We start from the raw sequence: 18,822 nt of genomic DNA, 5'->3' as shown, positions 1-18,822 counted from the left end.
ACTCAAATATACCTGTTAATAACTCATTTGATGAAAGTTAGGCACGAAGAGCACTGCTCTGAGGTTAGACCCAACGAATAGTCATAAACAGTTGTGCTGGCGACAATAGCAAGAGTGAACCACCTGATCCCTTCCCGAACTCAGAAGTGAAACCTCTTAGCGCTGATGGTAGTGTGGAGTTATCCATGTGAGAGTAAGTCATCGCCAGCTCATTAATTCTAAATCCCCCTCCGCTAATCGCTGAGGGGGATTTTTTTATGTGTGAAATAATAAAAAATGAACGAATCAATCGTCTAATTGAGATTTAGGACAGGTTTCTACATACTGATTTACTTATTTATCGATCATGACATTTAATCTACCCAACATTTTTGTTTTAAAATTTTTAAAAAATTGGATAGTCGATCAAATGCTCATAGTTTGTTAGCAATATCTTTAAATGGAATAATGAGTATGTCTAATAAAATTCAATATCAACTGAAAAAACTTCCTTTAATCTCATGTGCGTTGTTGAGCTGTTTAGCTTTTGGGCAAGTACATGCTGTATCTAATGATCAGGTTAAACATCTGGTTGAGTCAGAAAAAAAGAATTATTTAAATACTCTAGAGGCTTTAGTCAATATTGAGTCGGGGAGTAAAGATCTTGTCGGCGTGAATAAGATCGCTAAATATGTCGCCGAACAATTAAAAATGACAGGTGCTGAGGTCAGTATTGTAGAAGCTAAAGATATATATCGTATGGATGATACGCCCCAACAGACTGGTCCAATGGTAAAAGCTGTTTTAAAGGGTAAAGGCAGCAGTAAAATTATGCTAATTGCTCATATGGATACGGTGTATTTAACAGGAATGTTGAAAGACCAACCTTTTAAAATGGAAGGAGATAAAGTTTTTGGTCTTGGAATTTTAGATGATAAACAGGGAGTTGCTGCGATTATTCATACGCTTGATCTTTTGAAAAAGTTGAATTATCAAGATTATGGCACGATCACAGTCTTACTTAACTCCGATGAGGAGATCAGTTCGCCAGGTTCACGCAAACTGATTACTGAAACTGCACAAGACCAAGATGTGGTTTTGTCATTTGAAGGTGGTGGTAAAGATGGCAGTTTACGATTAGCCACCAGTGGGATTGGTGCAGCATATTTAGAGGTTCACGGGAAATCTGCACATGCAGGTGTTAAGCCTGAAGCAGGCATAAATGCACTGACAGAATTGTCACATCAAATCTTACAGTTACAAGATTTATCGAATCCTAAAACAGGGTTGAAATTAAACTGGACTGTAGCGAGTGCAGGTAAAGTGCGTAACGTGATTCCAGACCTTGCGACTGCACAAGCAGATGTTCGTGCGTTGCAAGTTAAAGATTTTCAGCAAGTGGAACGTGTATTACAGGAAAGGATTAAACGTAAAAAGTTAGCTGATAGTGAAGTTAAGTTAAAGTTTGAAATGCGTCGCCCACCTTTAATGGCAAACCCACAGGCAAAAAAATTGGCTGAACAAGCACAGCTTATTTACAAAAATGATTTTAACTTACCAATGAAGGTCTTAGCTGAAGCAACAGGTGGTGGTACAGATGCCGCATTTGCTGGCTTAAATTCGAAAGCAGCGATTTTAGAAGGCATGGGCTTATCTGGTGATGGTGCACATTCGAATAATGCTGAATATATTCTGGTCGAAAGTATTGTGCCGCGTTTATATTTAGCGACAAAGTTGATTATGGACTTATCGACCGCTCAAAAATAATAAAGTTGGTATGAAAGAACTCAACTGATTGAGTTTTTACATGATGAAAGATGGTGTTTATTTTTAGTAGCATCTTTCATTAATCTAAATATTAGAATCTTAAAAGGAAATGGGTGAGATCTTAAATAAAAACTATATAAAGTGAGGGATATTCTGAGAGATCGGCATAGCTATAGTTGATGTTAATTTTTCATTCTTTGCTGCATAATTCAGCTGAGTCAGTTGGGTCTCGATGTATTGCTTGCTGTTCCAAGTGATTGGACCTTGGTCTTTATTCTTTAAGGAATGAAGGGCCAGCTTTTGGCTCTTCACTGTCGAATTGTTTCAATTTAAATAAAAACTTCGAAATTACGTTTGCATAAAAAAATAAATGATAACGTGCTGTATATGATGCTTTTTTAACCAAGCAAGCTGAATGTAATTCATGGTAAAATGATCGGCTTTCATCTTTGATCTTTATTTGAGATCTTTCATCTGCCAGCCGAGAATTGCTAGCCATGTCTACTGCTTATACTATGCAGACCGCGCCTAAAGCGTTGTTTGATTACGACAAATATTGGGCGTCATGTTTTGAACCTGCGCCATTTTTGCCGATGTCGCGCGAGGAAATGGACCAACTCGGTTGGGATAGTTGTGACTTTATTTTGGTCTGTGGTGATGCGTATATCGACCATCCATCATTTTGTTCGGGCATTATTGGCCGTACGTTAGAAGCACAAGGTTTCCGTGTCGGGATTATTGCACAACCTGATTGGACGAATGTTGAAGCATTTCGAGTTTTGGGTAAGCCAAATATCGCTTGGGGTGTGACCGCTGGGAATATGGATTCGATGATCAACCGTTATACGGCTGATCGTAAAATCCGTTCTGATGATGCCTACTCGCCAGATAATTTACCCAATAAACGTCCAGACCGTGCAGCAACCGTATATTGCCAACGTGTGCGTGAAGCATTTCCAGATGTACCTGTATTGTTAGGTGGAATAGAAGCGTCTTTACGTCGTATTGCACATTATGACTATTGGTCAGACAAAGTCCGTCGTTCAGTGTTGATGGACTCAAAAGCCGATCTTTTGATGTATGGTAATGGTGAGCGTTCAATTACTGAAGTGATACATCGCTTAGCCAAAGGCGAAAAAATTCACGAAATTACCGATGTTCGTGGCACGGCATTTATCGTGAATAAATTAAACCGTCCATCTAAAGCCAAGTTTGTGGAAATCGCATCGAATGATGTGGATGCCATTGGCCGTGTTGATCCGATCATCAATCCTTATGTGATGACTGAAGATTTAGATGGCTGTGAAATTGAAAAAGATAAGGGCAATTCTTTAACCCAATACCAAAATTTCCAAAAAGAAATTGTGACGAATCAAATTGTTCGTGAAGGGGATAAACTCGATCCTGATACACAAATTGTGCAATTACAGCCGTCTTCAAAGGCAATTAAACATAAATTACCGCCGCGTGAACTGGCTGTGATTCGTTTGCCTGCATTTGAAGCAGTGGCAGATGATCCCGTTTTATATGCACATGCCAACCGTATTTTGCACCTTGAAACCAATCCGGGAAATGCACGTGCTTTGGTACAAAAGCATGGCGAGCGTGATGTTTGGTTAAATGCTCCACCGATTCCGTTAACGACGGAAGAAATGGACTATGTGTTTGATTTACCTTATGCACGTCTACCGCATCCTGTCTATGCTGATGCGCGTTTCCCTGCATTTGATATGATCAAATTTTCTGTCAACATTATGCGTGGCTGTTTTGGGGGTTGTACCTTCTGTTCGATTACAGAACATGAAGGACGCATCATTCAAAACCGTTCAGAAGAATCAATTTTACGTGAAGTTGAAAAGATTCGCGATACTGCACCAGGTTTTACCGGCATCATTTCTGATTTGGGTGGGCCTACAGCAAACATGTATCGTTTGCATTGTAAAGACCCTGAAATTGAAAAGAACTGTCGTAAACCATCGTGTGTTTATCCGGGTGTTTGTCAAAACCTACATACTGATCATGCACCTTTAACGCAGCTATATCGTAAAGCACGTGCCATTAAAGGCATCAAAAAGATTCTGATTGGTTCAGGCTTGCGCTATGACTTGGCGGTGTTAAACCCTGAATATGTCAAAGAATTGGTACAGCATCATGTTGGTGGTTATTTAAAAATTGCGCCTGAACATACCGAAAAAGGTCCATTGTCTAAGATGATGAAACCGGGCATCGGGACCTATGATCGTTTCAAGCAAATGTTTGATCGTTTCAGTAAGGAAGCAGGTAAAGAACAGTATCTGATTCCGTACTTTATTGCAGCGCATCCGGGTACGACTGAATATGACATGATGAATTTGGCGATTTGGCTGAAGAAAAATGGTTTCCGTGCCGATCAGGTGCAGACTTTCTATCCATCGCCAATGGCAACAGCGACCACCATGTATCACACGGGTAAAAACCCATTAGCCAAAGTGGCGCGATATACTGAAGATGTGGATATTGTGAAAGGTGAGAAGCGTCGTCGTCTGCACAAAGCCTTCTTGCGTTATCATGATCCAAACAACTGGCCATTATTACGTGAAGCTCTAAAAGAGATGGGCCGCCAAGACTTGATTGGTAACTCGAAACAGCATTTGATTCCAACCTATCAACCGCAAGGGACAGAAGGTCAGTATCAGTCTGCTCGGAAGAAAAACTCAACCGTGGATGGCGATTCGCAAAAACGTAATGGTGATAGCCGTAACCAACAAGCGAAAAATCAATCGCGTCCATCAAATACCAAAAAGCGTCCTGAGCGCGGTCAGATTTTAACGCAGCATACAGGTTTACCACCGCGTGAAGCAGGTGATGCCAAGAAGCCATTTGGACATTCAAAGTCAAAACCAAAGTCTAAGTCACGTGCTTAATCGCAATTGAATATAAAAAAGGATGCTACGGCATCCTTTTTTAGGATTGATCTTTTTTATTGCGTTAGAAAAATAACTCAAAGATTGGCTTTTCTGCCATACGTCTGGAAAATTGGGTCAGTCCAAAGAATCATATTGCACGTGAATGGATCACTCTATTACAGTGTAGATAGGCTAAAGAGCCAAAATTTCATTTAGATTAAAACAAAACGTGTTACAACGAATGACATTGCAAAAAATTGTTTAGTTTTATCAGCGTTTGTTTGATTTTAGCTTTAGTTTTTTTATTGCGTGGTTTGGATAAATGGTCAGTAGGTTATACTGATCGAATAAAAATGGTTGTGATACCGAAAATTATAATAAAGATCAAAAGGATGCAAATATGACAACTTATATGGTAATTGGTAGCGTGTTGTTGATACTAGTCATGATTTTAGCGAGTAAAGCGTTGATCCCTAAGACCAAGCAGCAAGATAGTGCATTAAGACAACGTGCTATTTTTAGTATGCATGAGCAACTGACTTATACTCGTTTGAAAGAAATTTTACCGCATCATACTGTTCTGGCACATGTATCTTATGATGCCTTACTCACTACAAAATTTTCGCGTACACGAAATAAATACCGCAATTTGGTGGCTGATTTTGTCATTGTGGATAGTGCACAACAAGTTTTGGCAGTGGTTGCTTTAGAAGATCCGCTTTCACTGAAACGTCCACAAAAGGCACAGTTTCAGGATGCGATCCTCGATATGGCTGGCTATAAAGTGATTCGTTATGAAGAAGTGCCTGACTATCATCAGTTACGTGAAGATTTTTATGGCGATCTCTATGCTTCGTCGCGTTTGACTAAAGATACGCGTGTAGCCAAAAAATATGATTACTATAATGCAGCACAAACTCGAAAATTACGTCTGATCGGCTAACTGAATCTCAGCATCCATCATAAAAAACATGAAAACTCATGTTTTTATGATGAGTGTATTTTTTATGTAGGTTTCACTGCAACAACGGTTAACTCTACCAATACTCGTGGATCATAAAGTTTAGCTTCAACACAGGTACGGGGTAAGGCATCAATGTCTGCAACCCAAGCATCCCAAACTTCATTGAACGCTGCATAGTCATTTTCAATGTCTTTTAAATAAATCGTCACCGATAAAATATGACTTTTATCTGTGCCTGCATCGGCAAGAAATTGGTCGATCATGTCGAATGTTTGTTGGGTTTGACCTTTAATATCGAGATCAAAGTCAGATGCCAGTTGACCTGCCAAATGAACGAGGTTGCCAGCAATCGCAACTTCAGAAAAACGATTTGAGACATGCAAACGTTGAACCGTCATGATGTATGCATCCTGTGTTATGAGTATAAAAATAGAACATAATAATGTAGCTCAATAGCCTACCACAAACTCATGTATGACAGATGGCTGTGATCTCTTGGCTTTCAATCAGGTGCAGAATTTTACAGCGTGAAGGATTCTATCTCTTGCTGTAAGTACATGTGAACAGAGGATGGATTCAATATCTCGACGTGGGAATTACAAAAGATGAAGGAACACGATTAATAGGTCAATCTTATGCGGGCTTTATAACAGTATATTTTTAAATATTGGATTATTCTGATGCTAGAGCGCTGCTCTGCAATATAGGGGGGAATACCATGATAAATATCAGAGATGTCCTGTAATCTTCGGATTTGATCGTCACGCCAATCACAGGACGTATGCTAAAAGTAAAGGTAAGTTTTAGCATCTCAGCGGTTACATGGATAAATGCAGCGCGTCATTAGATTACTCTAAAAACACAGTTTGTGAATGCTAAATTGCATTATTTTTGTTCTTTTGGTTAAAAAATGACTGATTGAGCAATTAGTCAGACCATAAAGAGAGCTGGGGTAAAGGCTCTTGAGTCGAAAGAGCATAGACCCCAACACCGATAAGACGAAATTGTTGATCCGGTGTGATTTGCATTTCTTTGAGTAAGATATCTAAGGTCATTTGCAGTTCAGTTTGATGCTTTAATGGCATTTTGAAGCTTTTACTGTGCTGTAGGGTTTGAAAGTTTTTCAGTTTCAGTTTGACGGTGACACCACGGGCATACAGATGCTTTTTCTCTAAGCTTTGCCAGACTTGTGCAATCAACTTGGGCCAAAATTGGAGACATTGTTCAATGGTTAAATCATCATCAAAAGTTGTTTCTTTTGAAATTTGCTGACGTTCTCGTTCCGCTTGTACAGGACGCTCATCAATCCCTTGTGCATATAGATAGAGCTGTTTGCCATATTTGCCAAAATGATGAATCAGGATATTTTCATCCACATGCTGTAAATCACCTAAAGTTTCAAGTTTGAGCGCATGTAATTTTTCTTGCATGACTTTACCCACTCCGGGGATTTTTTTAAGCGGCAAGTGCTGAATAAACTGCTGAACTTGTGAGGGTTTAATCACGCAGATACCATTGGGTTTATTCCAGTCCGAAGCAACTTTGGCTAGAAACTTATTCGGTGCAACACCCGCAGAGGCGGTCAGTCCTGTACTCTGAAAAATATCAGCACGGATGCGTTCAGCAACCTCTGTGGCGCTGGCCAGTTGTTGTAAATTTTCCGTCACATCTAAATAAGCTTCATCTAAGGAAAGCGGTTCAATGAGTGTGGTATAACGCTGAAAAATTGTATGAATTTGCTCTGAGACCGCACGATATTTAGAGAAATTAGGTTCAATCACTACCACTTGAGGACAGCGTTTTTTGGCTTGAGTCATCGACATGGCCGAGCGGAGTCCGTAGCTACGTGCAGGGTAGGATGCGGCAGCAATGACGGCACGAGGATGGTGTGAAGAAATCACCACAGGTAAATGTTTTAAGTCGGGACGATCAAGTAACTCCACCGAGGCATAGAAGGCATCCATATCGATGTGAATGATTTTTCGCATGCTGAATTTTAATATTGAAGCCTAAGTCAGTATTGCACTATTCAGATCGATTGCGTAGTCCTGTATGCGGCATAAGCGACATAGTTTGACTTGGTGGTTTGTAGTTGAACTTCAAAGATGAGCTTGAAACTGCTCTACTTGATCGGTAAGTTTTGTGGCAGTTGATAAAGCCCTTGGCGCTCTAAAAAACTGATCCAATCTTGCTCTGAGCCTTGAAATACATTGAGATCCACCAAGGTTGGTATGCCTTTAATTTGACCTTGGCTGGTGTGTTGCCAAAAAGTCCATTTCGGATTGCCTTTGAGCTCAGGCTGGCCTTGATATTCACGAATCCAAAGAGGAGTTTGTTTAAATTCATCAACCAAAACAATATTATAAAATGCTTTAGAGGTATAAAAAATGGGTTGCAAACCATAGTGTTGATAGAGTTGGTCGTGCATGACCTGAATTTCTTTGAGCAACTGTTCTCTGGTATAGGTGTTGATACAAGTGCTGTCATATTCCAAGTCAATCACAGGTGGCAAACTATCGGTTTTCTTCGGCACAGTTTCGATAAAGTTCTGCGCTTGAATCTGACCATCACGGCATAAACGATAAAAATGATAAGCCCCGACCAAAAAGCCTTGTTCACGAGCTTTGAGCCAATTGTCCTGAAATTTACGGTCTTTGAAATCGCCCCCTTCAGTGGCTTTTAAATAAACGAATTTAAACTCTTGGGGAGAAATAGATTGCCATTGGATGTCGCCCTGATGATGAGACACATCAAAGCCTTTTACTGGATACTCTTGGGCAGATGCGACATTGTTCTGTAAGAAAAAATAGGTGATCCCCAGTCCGACACATAGCATCACTACACAGGCAAGTATGTAATAGGGATATGAGGTTTTTGACGGCGTGGAAACTTTTTTTCTTGCGGACATGCTTTTGCAGGTATTGGTTTTTAGCTCATCATCATAGCTCGAATTTGCGGAACTGACCATGATGATTATGGTCAGTGAATAGCGGTACTTTGTATCTGTTATTCATCCACGGTATCTTTAGGGATGTACCAGAAAATGGCTGCGGTAATTAGGTTAATACAGCCCAAAACAATTAAGGTGTTATGGAATGCCATGACGATGTGATCTGTGCCCCAATATGCCGTAAAGACATTAACCAAAGTACCTGCCAGAGCCACACCAATACTCATCGACACCATCATGATCATCGACAAGAAACTGTTGCCACTGCTGGCATCTTGTTGTGGCAGATCTTTCAGCGTGAGGGTATTCATAGATACAAATTGCAGTGAGTTCAGCATACCAAAAACAAAGAAATGCAGCGCGCGCAGCCAGGTTGGGGTGTCTGCGGTATTGAGGGCAAAACTGGCGATACATACACCGACCAATAAGGTGTTAACCAAAAGCACATGGCGATAACCAAAGCGCTGAATCAAGTGACGAATGATGGGTTTGGAGGCCAGTGAACCCAACACGGTCGGAATCATCAAGAGTCCCGTCACAAAAGGTTCAAAGCCGAAAGCCACTTGGAGCATGAGTGGCATTAAAAAGGGCATGGCATTGCCACCGAGGCGAGCAAAGAAGTTACCTAAAATACCCACGGCATAAATGCGGTTACGAAACAGTTTACTGCGAAATAGCGCATTTTGATGTGTATGTGCATGATAGGCATACCAAAGCGCAGTCGCCAAGCTCAGTACAATCAGCCCAATACTCCACCATAAAGTCAGGTGCGGACTGGCAAAATTTTCAATCCCTAAAGATAGTCCTGCCATGGTGATCACCAACAGGATAAAACCCCAAAAGTCAAAACGCTGCACATTCTGCTCGGTGACATTCGGCATGGCTTTAAAGCTAATCAGAACCCCTAACAGTCCCATGGGGAGGTTAATCAGGAAAATCCAATGCCATGTACTGACTTCGACCAACCAGCCCCCGAGTGTTGGACCGATCAGTGGGCCAATCAGTCCCGCGAGACTCATCAAACTCATGGCCGATAAGAACTGCGTCCGCGGAATGACCTTGAGCATGGCTAAACGGCCAACAGGGAGCAATAATGCACCACCGATGCCTTGTAGCACGCGATAGAACAATAATTCATTTAAACTTTCAGAAAAGCCACAGCCCAGCGAGGCAAGGGTAAAAATGATAATGGCACTGAAATAGGTATTGCGCACTCCAAAACGGTCGGCGAGCCAGCCACTCAAGGGAATACAGGCAGCAACGGCAAGCACATAGGCCACTACCACGCTATGCATTTGCAGCGGGTCTTCATTCAGACTGGCTGCCATAGCCGGTAGAGCGGTATTCACAATGGTGGTATCTAAGCCTTGCATAAAAAAGCCAATCGAAACCAGAAGTACCAAAAGACGGTACTCAGGAGCGAGTGCTTGATGGGTCGGCGTTTGGTTCATAGATACAACAAAGTGAAATTTTTAAACAGTTTAGCTTAATTTAAGTTGGACTGTTGTTGCGAATGTGCATTTATCACATGCCATCAAATTGACATCTCTACGTCATGTGTTTGCAACGCGTGCGTCATACATTGATTAAATTTGAACCGATATTTAGATCATAATGAATAAAACATATAGTGCCGTTTTTTTAGCATGCATGGGGTTGGGCTTAGCGGGATGTAATGACAGTGATGATGCGCAAACCATCACACCACCGCCTGTGGTAGAGGAAGCCACCCCGAATAGTATTGAACTGGTTCATCTTGCAAGTTATGAATCGGGGATATTTGGACAGAGTGCAGCTGAAATCCCTGCCTATGATGCTGCGAGTAAGCGCCTGTTCGTGGTGAATGCACAAAAAGGCATGGTCGATGTTTTAGATTTCTCCCAACCAGCGCAACCCACATATATCCAATCTTTGGATGCCAAAACTTATTTAGCGAATTCCGAAGTGAATAGTGTCGCGGTGCATAATGGCATCGTGGCACTGGCGGTTCAGGCTGAGGATAAAACCCAAACCGGTATTGTGGCTTTCTTTAAAGCACAGGATCTCTCTTTTATCAGCCAAGTCAACGTGGGAGCTTTGCCAGATATGTTGATCTTCACGCCTGATGGTCGAAAAGTACTGGTAGCGAATGAAGCGGAACCGAATGAAGGGTATCAAGTCGATCCCGAAGGTTCCGTCAGCATTATTGATATTTCAGATATTCAAAAACCAACAGCAACTATTGCGGGCTTCCACGCATGGAATGACCGTAAACAAGACTTATTAGATGCAGGCATTCGAATTTTTGGCCCAGACATCAGTCAATACCCAAATGTTGCTAACGTAGGTATTCAAACGACCACCGTTGCACAAGACCTAGAGCCTGAGTACATCGCAGTCAGTGCTGATGGTAAAAAAGCATGGGTTAGTTTGCAGGAAAACAATGCGATTGGAGTTTTAGACCTAGAAAAAAATCAATTTTTTGACCTTTTCCCGATGGGCTACAAGGACCATAGCTTACCTGAAAATGCCTTGGATGGAAGTGACCGTGACTGTGCTATTGGTCAAGACTCTTTGGGACGTAGTATTACAGAATGTGCAAAAGATGCAGGCATGATTAATATTCGCTCTTGGCCAGGGCTATATGGCATGTATATGCCCGATGCTATTGCACAATATCAAGCCAATGGCAAAACCTATTTGGTCACGGCCAATGAAGGGGATGCCCGTGAATGGCTAAAGGATGCACCCAAATACTTTGAAGGCGGGGACTTAAATGCTGGTTATGCAGAAGAGATACGCATCAAACATTTGTTTAAAAAAGCAGGTTTTGATGCCAAAGGTGATTATGCCGCGCATTTACGTCAGCTTGCACCGGGCGTAAAAGGAGCGAAATTAAACCCAGAGGTGTTTAAACCTTGTCAAACGGCTGACGCAACAGAAGTCTGCGCGGATAATTTAATTAAAGATTCACAAATTGGACGTTTGACCATTAGTTGGACGCAAGGTTATCAAAAAGATCCACTAACAGGTCTACCGAAGCTAGATGAAAATGGTCGTCTGACTTATGACAAATTATACACCTATGGTGGTCGTTCGGTGAGTATTGTCGACCCTGAAACCAAGCAGATTGTATGGGACTCGGGGAGTGAGTTTGAGCGAAAAATTGCGGAGTTATTTCCACATCAATTTAATAGCAATCATGAAGCATTTAAATTTGATGACCGTAGTGACAATAAAGGCCCTGAACCTGAAGGCATGACATTGGGTAAAATTGGTGCAAAGACCTTTGCTTTTATTGGACTTGAGCGTGCCAGTGGCATCATAGTGTATGACATTAGTAACCCGAATCAGGCTAAATTTGTTCAGTATCTGAACCATCGCAATACCAATGAAACAGAAGTCACGAAGCAAGGTGACTTAGGCCCAGAAGGTTTGATTTTCATCGCGGCGAAGAATTCACCCAATGGTCGCCCGCTGTTGGTGGTGGGAAATGAAGTCAGTGGTAGTACAGCGGTTTATGAAGTCAAACTCAATTAAAAAAACTGAGTTTTGACTTTGAAAAAAGAGCACTACGGTGTTCTTTTTTATGGCGCTACAAAAAATATATGACAAGGATGTCATGAAAATGAAATAAAACCGTCATAATCTTTGGCAAACGTCCAAAGGCACTGTCTTGGAATAAATTATTCAAAAGGTTGGTTTTATGACAATCGAAATTTTGATGGTGATAGGCTTCTGTTTAGCCGCTTATTCTATCGTCGGAAATGATGTGCCACAGACATTAGGTACGTTTATTTCATCCAATGCACATCGTCCATGGTGGGTGCTTTGGCTCTTTATCAGCACCATTTTGGTGGTGGTGTTGATTTATGGTTGGTATGCATCTGGTGTGGGAGATGCATCATATGGTCGTTTAGAAACGATCCCTTTTCCTGAGGGTGGGGTCACGTGGCTATATATTGTGCCACCGATTTTACTGCTATTTTTAACCAAATACGGAATTCCCGTCAGTACCACTTTCTTGGTTTTAACCATTTTCTCGCCTGCAAGTTTAGGCTCGATGATGGTGAAATCGATGATGGGCTATGCGGTGGCTTTTGTGGTTGCGATTATTGTCTATCGTTTTGTGATGCGCCAAGTCGCAAAGTATTTTGCGAAAACCCGTAATCAAGAACCGTCGCATATTTGGATCGGACTACAGTGGGTCTCTACGGCTTTTCTGTGGAGTCAGTGGCTGATTCAAGATTTGGCCAATATTTTCGTCTATGTACCCCGTCAAGTGCCGTTTTCATTTTTACTGTTTGCCATCACGGTCTTTGTGGTGTTGTTGGCGGTGATTTTGTACCAACGCGGTGGTGCGATTCAGAAGATTGTCGATACCAAAACAGGTGTTACTGATATTCGTGCAGCGACTATTATTGACTTTATGTATGCCCTGATTTTGTTGGTATTCAAAGAGTGGAGTAACATTCCAATGAGTACCACATGGGTATTCTTAGGTTTACTTGCAGGTCGTGAGTTTGCAATGTCGATGATTTTTGATGAAGTAAACAAACATCGCACTTCGCGTAACGTCAGTAAAGATGCGATGAAATTGATGTTTGGTTTAGCCATGTCCGTGATTTTGGCGACCACACTGCCGTGGTTCTATAACTTTGTTACTCATTATGGGCAATAACTGTATATGTTAAAAAAGCGAGCCCTAGGCTCGCTTTTTTATGGCATTAAGAAAAGGGTTTAAATGGCAAAGTGTGCTGGACTGCCGAGGTTGGCAATGGCTGAATAAATCTGTTCAGCATGGTTGCACACAATCAGTTTTGCGCGGTGCTGTGGCGGTAGAAAACCTTCTTCTACTGCATGATCCAACTGTGTAATCAGTGCGTCATAGAAGCCATTGACGTTATAAATCATCATCGGTTTTTGGTGTTGGTTCAGTTGCCCCCAGGTTGCCACTTCTAAAATTTCTTCAAAAGTGCCTAAACCGCCGGGTAGTGCGACAAAGGCGCTTGCGCGTTCGGCCATTAAGGCTTTGCGCTCATGCATGGTTTGTACAATATGTAATTCGGTTAGTTGGTGATGCGCAATTTCATAATCCAGCATAAATTCTGGAATGACGCCGACTGCTTCACCGCCGTGGCTAATCATGGCATCGGCCACTTGTCCCATGAGACCAATGCTGGCCCCCCCATAAACCAGACCAAAACCCTGTTTAGCTAAACCTTGTGCCAGTGCAATCGCTTTTTCTTGATAAATCGGTTTATTGCCTGAACGAGAACCGCAATAAAGTGCGATCAGAGGTTGAGTGGTTTGAACATTTACTTGAGTGTTGAGAGAGGATATTTTTAATTCACTATTCATGGCGTATGTTTTTACCTTTTGCTTTATCTACTTTTTCTCTCTTAGTTTAAGCAAGAAATGTGACGGCAAGCTGTATTTAATCTAACAATCGGGTAATAATTTGTTAAATCTTTTAAAACAGTGCGCTTTTGAAAAAAAGATGAATTTCATGTAGATCTTGCCTATACTTATTTCCTGTTTTACAACACAAGAACGAACATGGGTAGTGGTAGTTGTCGCTCAAGACATCTTCAGTTTTCCGAAAAAAAATTACAGCCATTGGTGCTGAATCCTCCTTTTCATCCGCTTAAGTTGCGTTATGCACCATATATTTCCCCTCGACAGGAGCAGATCACATGATATTTGAATGGATGTCTGATCCTTCTGCGTGGGTGGGGTTACTCACCTTAGTGGTGCTGGAAATTGTGCTGGGGATTGATAACTTGGTTTTTATTGCGATTTTGGCGGAGAAACTTCCACCAGAACAACGTAATACGGCCCGTGTTGTTGGTTTGATCCTTGCGCTCTTAATGCGTTTGGTGCTGTTGGCCTCAATTGCTTGGGTGGTGACACTGACCGAGCCGCTGTTCCATATCTTCGATCATCCTTTCTCAGGACGGGATTTGATTCTTCTGTTTGGTGGGGTGTTCTTACTGTTTAAAGGCACCATGGAACTGCATGAACGTATTGACGCCAAAGTGGTTCAGAAAGAAGAAAGTCCAGCCAATGCTGTGTTTTGGATGGTGATCGTTCAGATTGTGGTATTGGATGCTGTGTTTTCCTTAGACTCGGTGATTACCGCAGTCGGTATGGTTAAACACCTGTCTGTGATGATGATTGCGGTGGTTATCGCCGTGGGCATTATGCTGTGGGCATCGAAAGCCTTAATGGAATTTGTCAACAAACATCCGACCGTGGTGATTTTGTGTCTCGGCTTCTTGATGATGATCGGTTTCTCATTGATTGTAGAAGGCTTTGGTTTCCATATTCCAAAAGGTTACTTATATGCCGCGATTGGTTTCTCGGTGATTGTTGAATTCATCAACCAAACCATGCGCCGTAATCAAGAAAAAATGGTCACCACCACAGACCTTCGCTATAAAACTGCATCTGCGGTGCTGCGAATGTTGGGCGGTAAAAGTAGTGATCATGCCTCTGAGCCTGAAGATGTACTGGCAACTCGCGCCTATGCGGATGAAGTATTTGATCCTGAAAATGGGGTCTATCATAGTGTCTTGGTGCAAGGGGTGCTGGGTTTGTCCGAGCGTCCTGTGAAGTCCGTGATGACCCCACGTCCAGAGTTGGAGTGGATTGATTTAGAGGATGAAGAAGCTTCAATCAAATCACAACTACTCAGTATTACGCATTCACGTTTAATCGTGGCACGGGGCGAGTTAGACAACATCGCTGGTGTGGTACTGACCCATAAAGTTTTGAATGAATATATTGAAACGGGTGTACTCGATTTTGATAAACATTTACGTGAGCCTGTGATTGTGCATGAAAATGCACAAGTCCTGATGGTAATGGAACAACTGCGTCAAGCACCGTTACAAATGGCTTTGGTCTTGAATGAATACGGCTCGATTGAAGGGATTGCCACGCCGATTGATGTATTAGAGGCGATTGCAGGGGAGTTCCCTGATGAAGATGCTGAAGACAATGTGGCTGAAAGCTTAGAAGATGGCAGCTTGATGCTCGATGGCTCAACCGATATTCGTCATGTGTCGTTATTGTTGGATCGTGATTTGGTCGACGAGTCTGATCAGTACTCAACCTTGTCAGGCTATATCCTCTTTCATTTAGGTCGTTTACCTGAAAATGGCTCTAGCCTTGAAGCAGATGGCTGTATTTTTGAAGTGGTGACGATGGATGGGCACAAAATTGAAAAAGTGCATGTGATTCCAAAGTCGGATCTGCACAAGGAATCATCTTAAAACAAACCTTAATCTGGTTTGAACAGGTTAAAATAGCTCGCAATGTCGAGCTATTTTTTATGGAAAAATCATGAGTAATGTTGAGTGTCCGTGTGGGCAGGGTGAATATAAGCAGTGCTGTCAGCCTTTGCACTTGGGACAAAGCCGTGCACAGAGTGCTGCTCAACTTATGCGCTCACGTTATAGTGCTTTTGCCAAACAGCAAATTGATTACATTGTGCAAACCACAGCTTTGGGGCAGCAACAGGCTCTAGATGTTGCAGCAATTGCAGAGTGGAGTCGAAGCAACAAATGGTTGAAGTTAGACGTCGTACAGGCCAATGAAAAACTCGATAAAAACCATGCCATGGTCGAGTTCAAAGCCCATTATCATGATGGCACATCGCCACAGATACATCATGAAATTTCACATTTTGTGAAACATGCAGAAGCATGGTATTTTTTAGATCCAACCACTGAAATGCAAATCACAATCAAACAAGCGTGCGTCTGCGGTTCAGGGAAAAAATTTAAACAATGTTGTGCACAATTTTTATAATTTTAAGCAAATTTGGCTTAGAATAGCGCGCATCAATTAGCCTATATGGAATCCAGGCGATGTTACTCACTATTATTTATATTATAGCGATCACAGCAGAGGCAATGACAGGTGCACTGTCGGCGGGTCGGCGTAGTATGGATTGGTTTGGTGTGGTGATTATTGCCTGTGTCACAGCACTGGGCGGAGGTTCTGTCCGCGATGTGTTATTGGGACATTATCCGCTGACTTGGGTCAAGCATCCTGAATATCTGATGCTGACGTGTTTTGCCGCTTTTATGACGATTTTGATTGCTAAGTGGATGCGCCATTTACGCAACATTTTCTTGGTCCTCGATGCTCTGGGCCTGATCGGTTTTACCATCATTGGCTGTCAAATTGCCTTAGAAATGGGACATGGTTTTGTGGTGTCTGCGGTCGCAGGAGTTCTGACAGGGGTATCGGGCGGTATCTTACGTGATATTTTGTGTAATGACGTCCCTTTGGTCTTCCGCCGTGAACTGTATGCCAGTATTTCTTTTGTCGCGGTGATTTTCTATTGGGGCTGCATTCAGCTCGGTTTATCACTTGAGCTGACTGTGATTTCGACTTTGATCTTTGGCTTTAGTTTACGTTTAATCGCGATTTACTTCGGCTTAGAAATGCCGAAATTCATTTATCAAGATGATGATGAGCAATCGGCTTCCTCGAAAGATGCGAGCTAAAATAACGGCGATTTGACCGCCTTATTTGTATAAAAAAGCACATAATGATAAAGCCTGTTGAGAAAGCAGCCCGCTATCTTTTCCCGCTTTAGAGGCCGAGCTATGGATTTAGTTTCTCGCATACAACGCTTACCGATCGGTAAATTTCACTACACCCTGTTGTGGGTCATTGGCTTGGGCTGGATGTTCGATGCCATGGACACGGGGCTGATTTCTTTTATTTTGGCAAAAATGGCCGAAGACTGGCACATGCCCCCAACCGAGAAAGGTTGGGTGGTCTCCATTGGCTTTGTCGGAATGGCGATTGGTGCGGTGTGCTCAGGTGGTCTAGCCGATCGTATTGGGCGTAAAACAGTTTTTGCCGCGACACTAGTGATTTACAGTTTAGCGACGGCAGCCTGTGCCTTTGCCCCGAACTTAACGTGGTTGTTGGTGTTTCGTTTTATTGTGGGTTTAGGCTTAGGTGGACAGTTGCCAGTAGCGGTGACCTTGGTCAGTGAATACATTCCTGCGCAGGTGCGTGGGCGTTTTATCGTGCTGCTAGAAAGCTTTTGGGGCTTAGGTTGGCTCTGCGCTGCATTGGTGGCGTATTTTGTGATTCCAAAATTTGACTGGCATATGGCCTTCTTAATCGGTGGGATTCCTGCACTGTACGCCATTGTGATTTGGTTCAAAGTGCCTGAGTCAATTCCTTATCTCATCAACCGTGGCCGCATTGTGGAAGCGCACGCTTTGGTGCAGCAGATTGAACGCCAATGCGGTGTGGAAGTGATTGAACATATCATCGTTAAACCAGTGGCAGAAAAAAAGACCGTGTCTTTTACCCAGCTCTGGTCGGGGGCATTTGCACGTAGAACCTTGATGTTGTGGTTGATTTGGTTTGGTATTGTCTACTCATATTATGGCATTTTTACATGGTTACCCAGTTTGCTGGTGAAGCAGGGGTATAGCATTGTTCAGTCTTTTGAATATGTCTTGGTGATGATTTTGGCACAGCTGCCAGGCTATGTGGCCGCAGCATGGCTGGTCGAAAAGCTGGGACGTAAAGTAACCTTGGCTGGTTTTATTGGCATGTGTGCAGTTTCCGCGTATTTCTTTGGTCAAGCCGATACTGTGAGCATGATCATGTTCTGGGGTTGTTTGATGTCATTCTTTAACCTCGGTGCATGGGGGGTGTTGTATACCTATACCCCAGAGCAATATCCAACCAATATCCGGGCTTTTGGTTCGGGCTGGGCATCAGCCATTGGCCGTATGGGCGGCATTGTCGCACCGATGGTGGTGACACATATGATGGTACAGAGCAATGGATTTAGTGCGATTTTCATGATGTTTACCGCAGTATTGCTTGCGGTGGCAGCGGTAATTTTGATTTTGGGTGAAGAGACCAAAGGCAAAACATTGGAAGAAATTGGACTGTAATTTAGTTCGCGCTGAAGATTGAGCGTCTGATGTGCTGAGACTCTCAGTCTCCAGTAAATCTCAAGATAAAATCTAGATGATGGATCTGAAAATAACCAATAACAAGATCCAACTCAGCAATAAAAAATTCAATCTGCTCGGCTGAAATGTGGCTTCTCAACATTGCATTTTGATAAAAGTTAGCCCCGTGCATGATGAGGCTATTTAAATAGCTGCGACTTGATTGATGCAATCTATCCAATTGGTTGTGTCGCATTTTGGACGAGGATGGGCAGATTTTTTGTCGATCGTATCGATCAAGTTGAGAAGACTGAAGTTGCTTAACCATTTTCATTGATGAGCAGAGATGAACATAGG

The 18,822-nt window shown here is 42.4% G+C and carries 15 protein-coding genes and 1 rRNA gene; 10 read left to right on the top strand and 6 right to left on the bottom strand.

Going from position 1 to position 18,822, the window contains the following annotated elements:
• Nucleotides 1–95: 95 nt before the first annotated feature.
• Nucleotides 96–210: ribosomal RNA gene (gene rrf, locus AC4MC0_RS16350) — 5S ribosomal RNA — on the top strand.
• 243 nt (nucleotides 211–453) lie between these two features.
• Nucleotides 454–1,746: a M20/M25/M40 family metallo-hydrolase gene (locus AC4MC0_RS16345; protein WP_224217055.1), complete on the top strand. Its 1,293-nt coding sequence runs from the start codon at nucleotides 454–456 to the stop codon at nucleotides 1,744–1,746.
• Between the two features lie 271 nt (nucleotides 1,747–2,017).
• Here AC4MC0_RS16345 and AC4MC0_RS16340 read toward each other — a convergent pair whose 3' ends face one another.
• Nucleotides 2,018–2,245, bottom strand: a complete 228-nt coding sequence (locus tag AC4MC0_RS16340; RefSeq protein WP_335999521.1) for a hypothetical protein — start codon at nucleotides 2,243–2,245, stop codon at nucleotides 2,018–2,020.
• Here AC4MC0_RS16340 and AC4MC0_RS16335 point away from each other — a divergent pair.
• Both AC4MC0_RS16335 and AC4MC0_RS16330 read left to right on the top strand, forming a co-directional pair.
• On the top strand, nucleotides 2,244–4,649 hold the full coding sequence (locus AC4MC0_RS16335; protein ID WP_335999519.1) for a YgiQ family radical SAM protein: 2,406 nt from the start codon (nucleotides 2,244–2,246) through the stop codon (nucleotides 4,647–4,649). The genes AC4MC0_RS16340 and AC4MC0_RS16335 overlap by 2 nt on opposite strands.
• Before the next feature lie 382 nt (nucleotides 4,650–5,031).
• Nucleotides 5,032–5,574, top strand: a complete 543-nt coding sequence (locus AC4MC0_RS16330) for a DUF2726 domain-containing protein (protein ID WP_010325668.1) — start codon at nucleotides 5,032–5,034, stop codon at nucleotides 5,572–5,574.
• Nucleotides 5,575–5,636: 62 nt separating this feature from the next.
• Here AC4MC0_RS16330 and AC4MC0_RS16325 read toward each other — a convergent pair whose 3' ends face one another.
• The 4 genes from AC4MC0_RS16325 to mdtD all read right to left on the bottom strand — a co-directional run bounded on the left by AC4MC0_RS16325 (nucleotide 5,637) and on the right by mdtD (nucleotide 9,996).
• Nucleotides 5,637–5,993, bottom strand: coding sequence for a RidA family protein (locus AC4MC0_RS16325; protein ID WP_335999516.1), 357 nt, complete (start codon nucleotides 5,991–5,993; stop codon nucleotides 5,637–5,639).
• 528 nt (nucleotides 5,994–6,521) lie between these two features.
• On the bottom strand, nucleotides 6,522–7,583 hold the full coding sequence (dinB, locus tag AC4MC0_RS16320; protein WP_335999514.1) for a DNA polymerase IV: 1,062 nt from the start codon (nucleotides 7,581–7,583) through the stop codon (nucleotides 6,522–6,524).
• 134 nt (nucleotides 7,584–7,717) lie between these two features.
• Nucleotides 7,718–8,503 carry a glycoside hydrolase family 25 protein gene (locus AC4MC0_RS16315; protein ID WP_373863446.1) on the bottom strand — a complete coding sequence of 262 codons (786 nt, stop codon included), beginning with the start codon at nucleotides 8,501–8,503 and terminating at the stop codon, nucleotides 7,718–7,720.
• A gap of 98 nt (nucleotides 8,504–8,601) precedes the next feature.
• Nucleotides 8,602–9,996, bottom strand: coding sequence for a multidrug transporter subunit MdtD (gene mdtD, locus AC4MC0_RS16310; protein ID WP_005401015.1), 1,395 nt, complete (start codon nucleotides 9,994–9,996; stop codon nucleotides 8,602–8,604).
• Between the two features lie 163 nt (nucleotides 9,997–10,159).
• Between mdtD and AC4MC0_RS16305 the strand changes: the two genes are divergently transcribed.
• On the top strand, nucleotides 10,160–12,064 hold the full coding sequence (locus AC4MC0_RS16305; RefSeq protein WP_491887152.1) for a choice-of-anchor I family protein: 1,905 nt from the start codon (nucleotides 10,160–10,162) through the stop codon (nucleotides 12,062–12,064).
• 166 nt (nucleotides 12,065–12,230) lie between these two features.
• A complete protein-coding gene (locus AC4MC0_RS16300) occupies nucleotides 12,231–13,205 on the top strand; it encodes a hypothetical protein (protein WP_004692891.1) in 975 nt (324 codons plus the stop codon).
• Nucleotides 13,206–13,264: 59 nt separating this feature from the next.
• Here AC4MC0_RS16300 and AC4MC0_RS16295 read toward each other — a convergent pair whose 3' ends face one another.
• Nucleotides 13,265–13,885, bottom strand: coding sequence for an LOG family protein (locus tag AC4MC0_RS16295; RefSeq protein WP_491887151.1), 621 nt, complete (start codon nucleotides 13,883–13,885; stop codon nucleotides 13,265–13,267).
• Between the two features lie 335 nt (nucleotides 13,886–14,220).
• Here AC4MC0_RS16295 and AC4MC0_RS16290 point away from each other — a divergent pair, with 335 nt between their 5' ends.
• From AC4MC0_RS16290 to niaP, 4 genes are all read left to right on the top strand, one after another.
• On the top strand, nucleotides 14,221–15,801 hold the full coding sequence (locus AC4MC0_RS16290; protein WP_004692886.1) for a TerC family protein: 1,581 nt from the start codon (nucleotides 14,221–14,223) through the stop codon (nucleotides 15,799–15,801).
• 70 nt (nucleotides 15,802–15,871) lie between these two features.
• The gene (locus AC4MC0_RS16285) at nucleotides 15,872–16,339 is read left to right on the top strand and encodes a YchJ family protein (RefSeq protein WP_335999507.1); all 468 of its coding nucleotides are present in this window, start codon (nucleotides 15,872–15,874) and stop codon (nucleotides 16,337–16,339) included.
• 59 nt (nucleotides 16,340–16,398) lie between these two features.
• Entirely contained in the window at nucleotides 16,399–17,043 is a 645-nt protein-coding gene (locus AC4MC0_RS16280; RefSeq protein WP_004692884.1) for a trimeric intracellular cation channel family protein, read from the top strand.
• Nucleotides 17,044–17,145: 102 nt separating this feature from the next.
• Nucleotides 17,146–18,465: a niacin transporter NiaP gene (gene niaP, locus AC4MC0_RS16275; protein WP_279701669.1), complete on the top strand. Its 1,320-nt coding sequence runs from the start codon at nucleotides 17,146–17,148 to the stop codon at nucleotides 18,463–18,465.
• The last annotated feature ends 357 nt before the right edge of the window (nucleotides 18,466–18,822 follow it).

This window comes from Acinetobacter sp. CAU_H_S139_7 (assembly GCF_058599305.1).
This window is presented reverse-complemented; position numbering and strand designations above follow the sequence as displayed.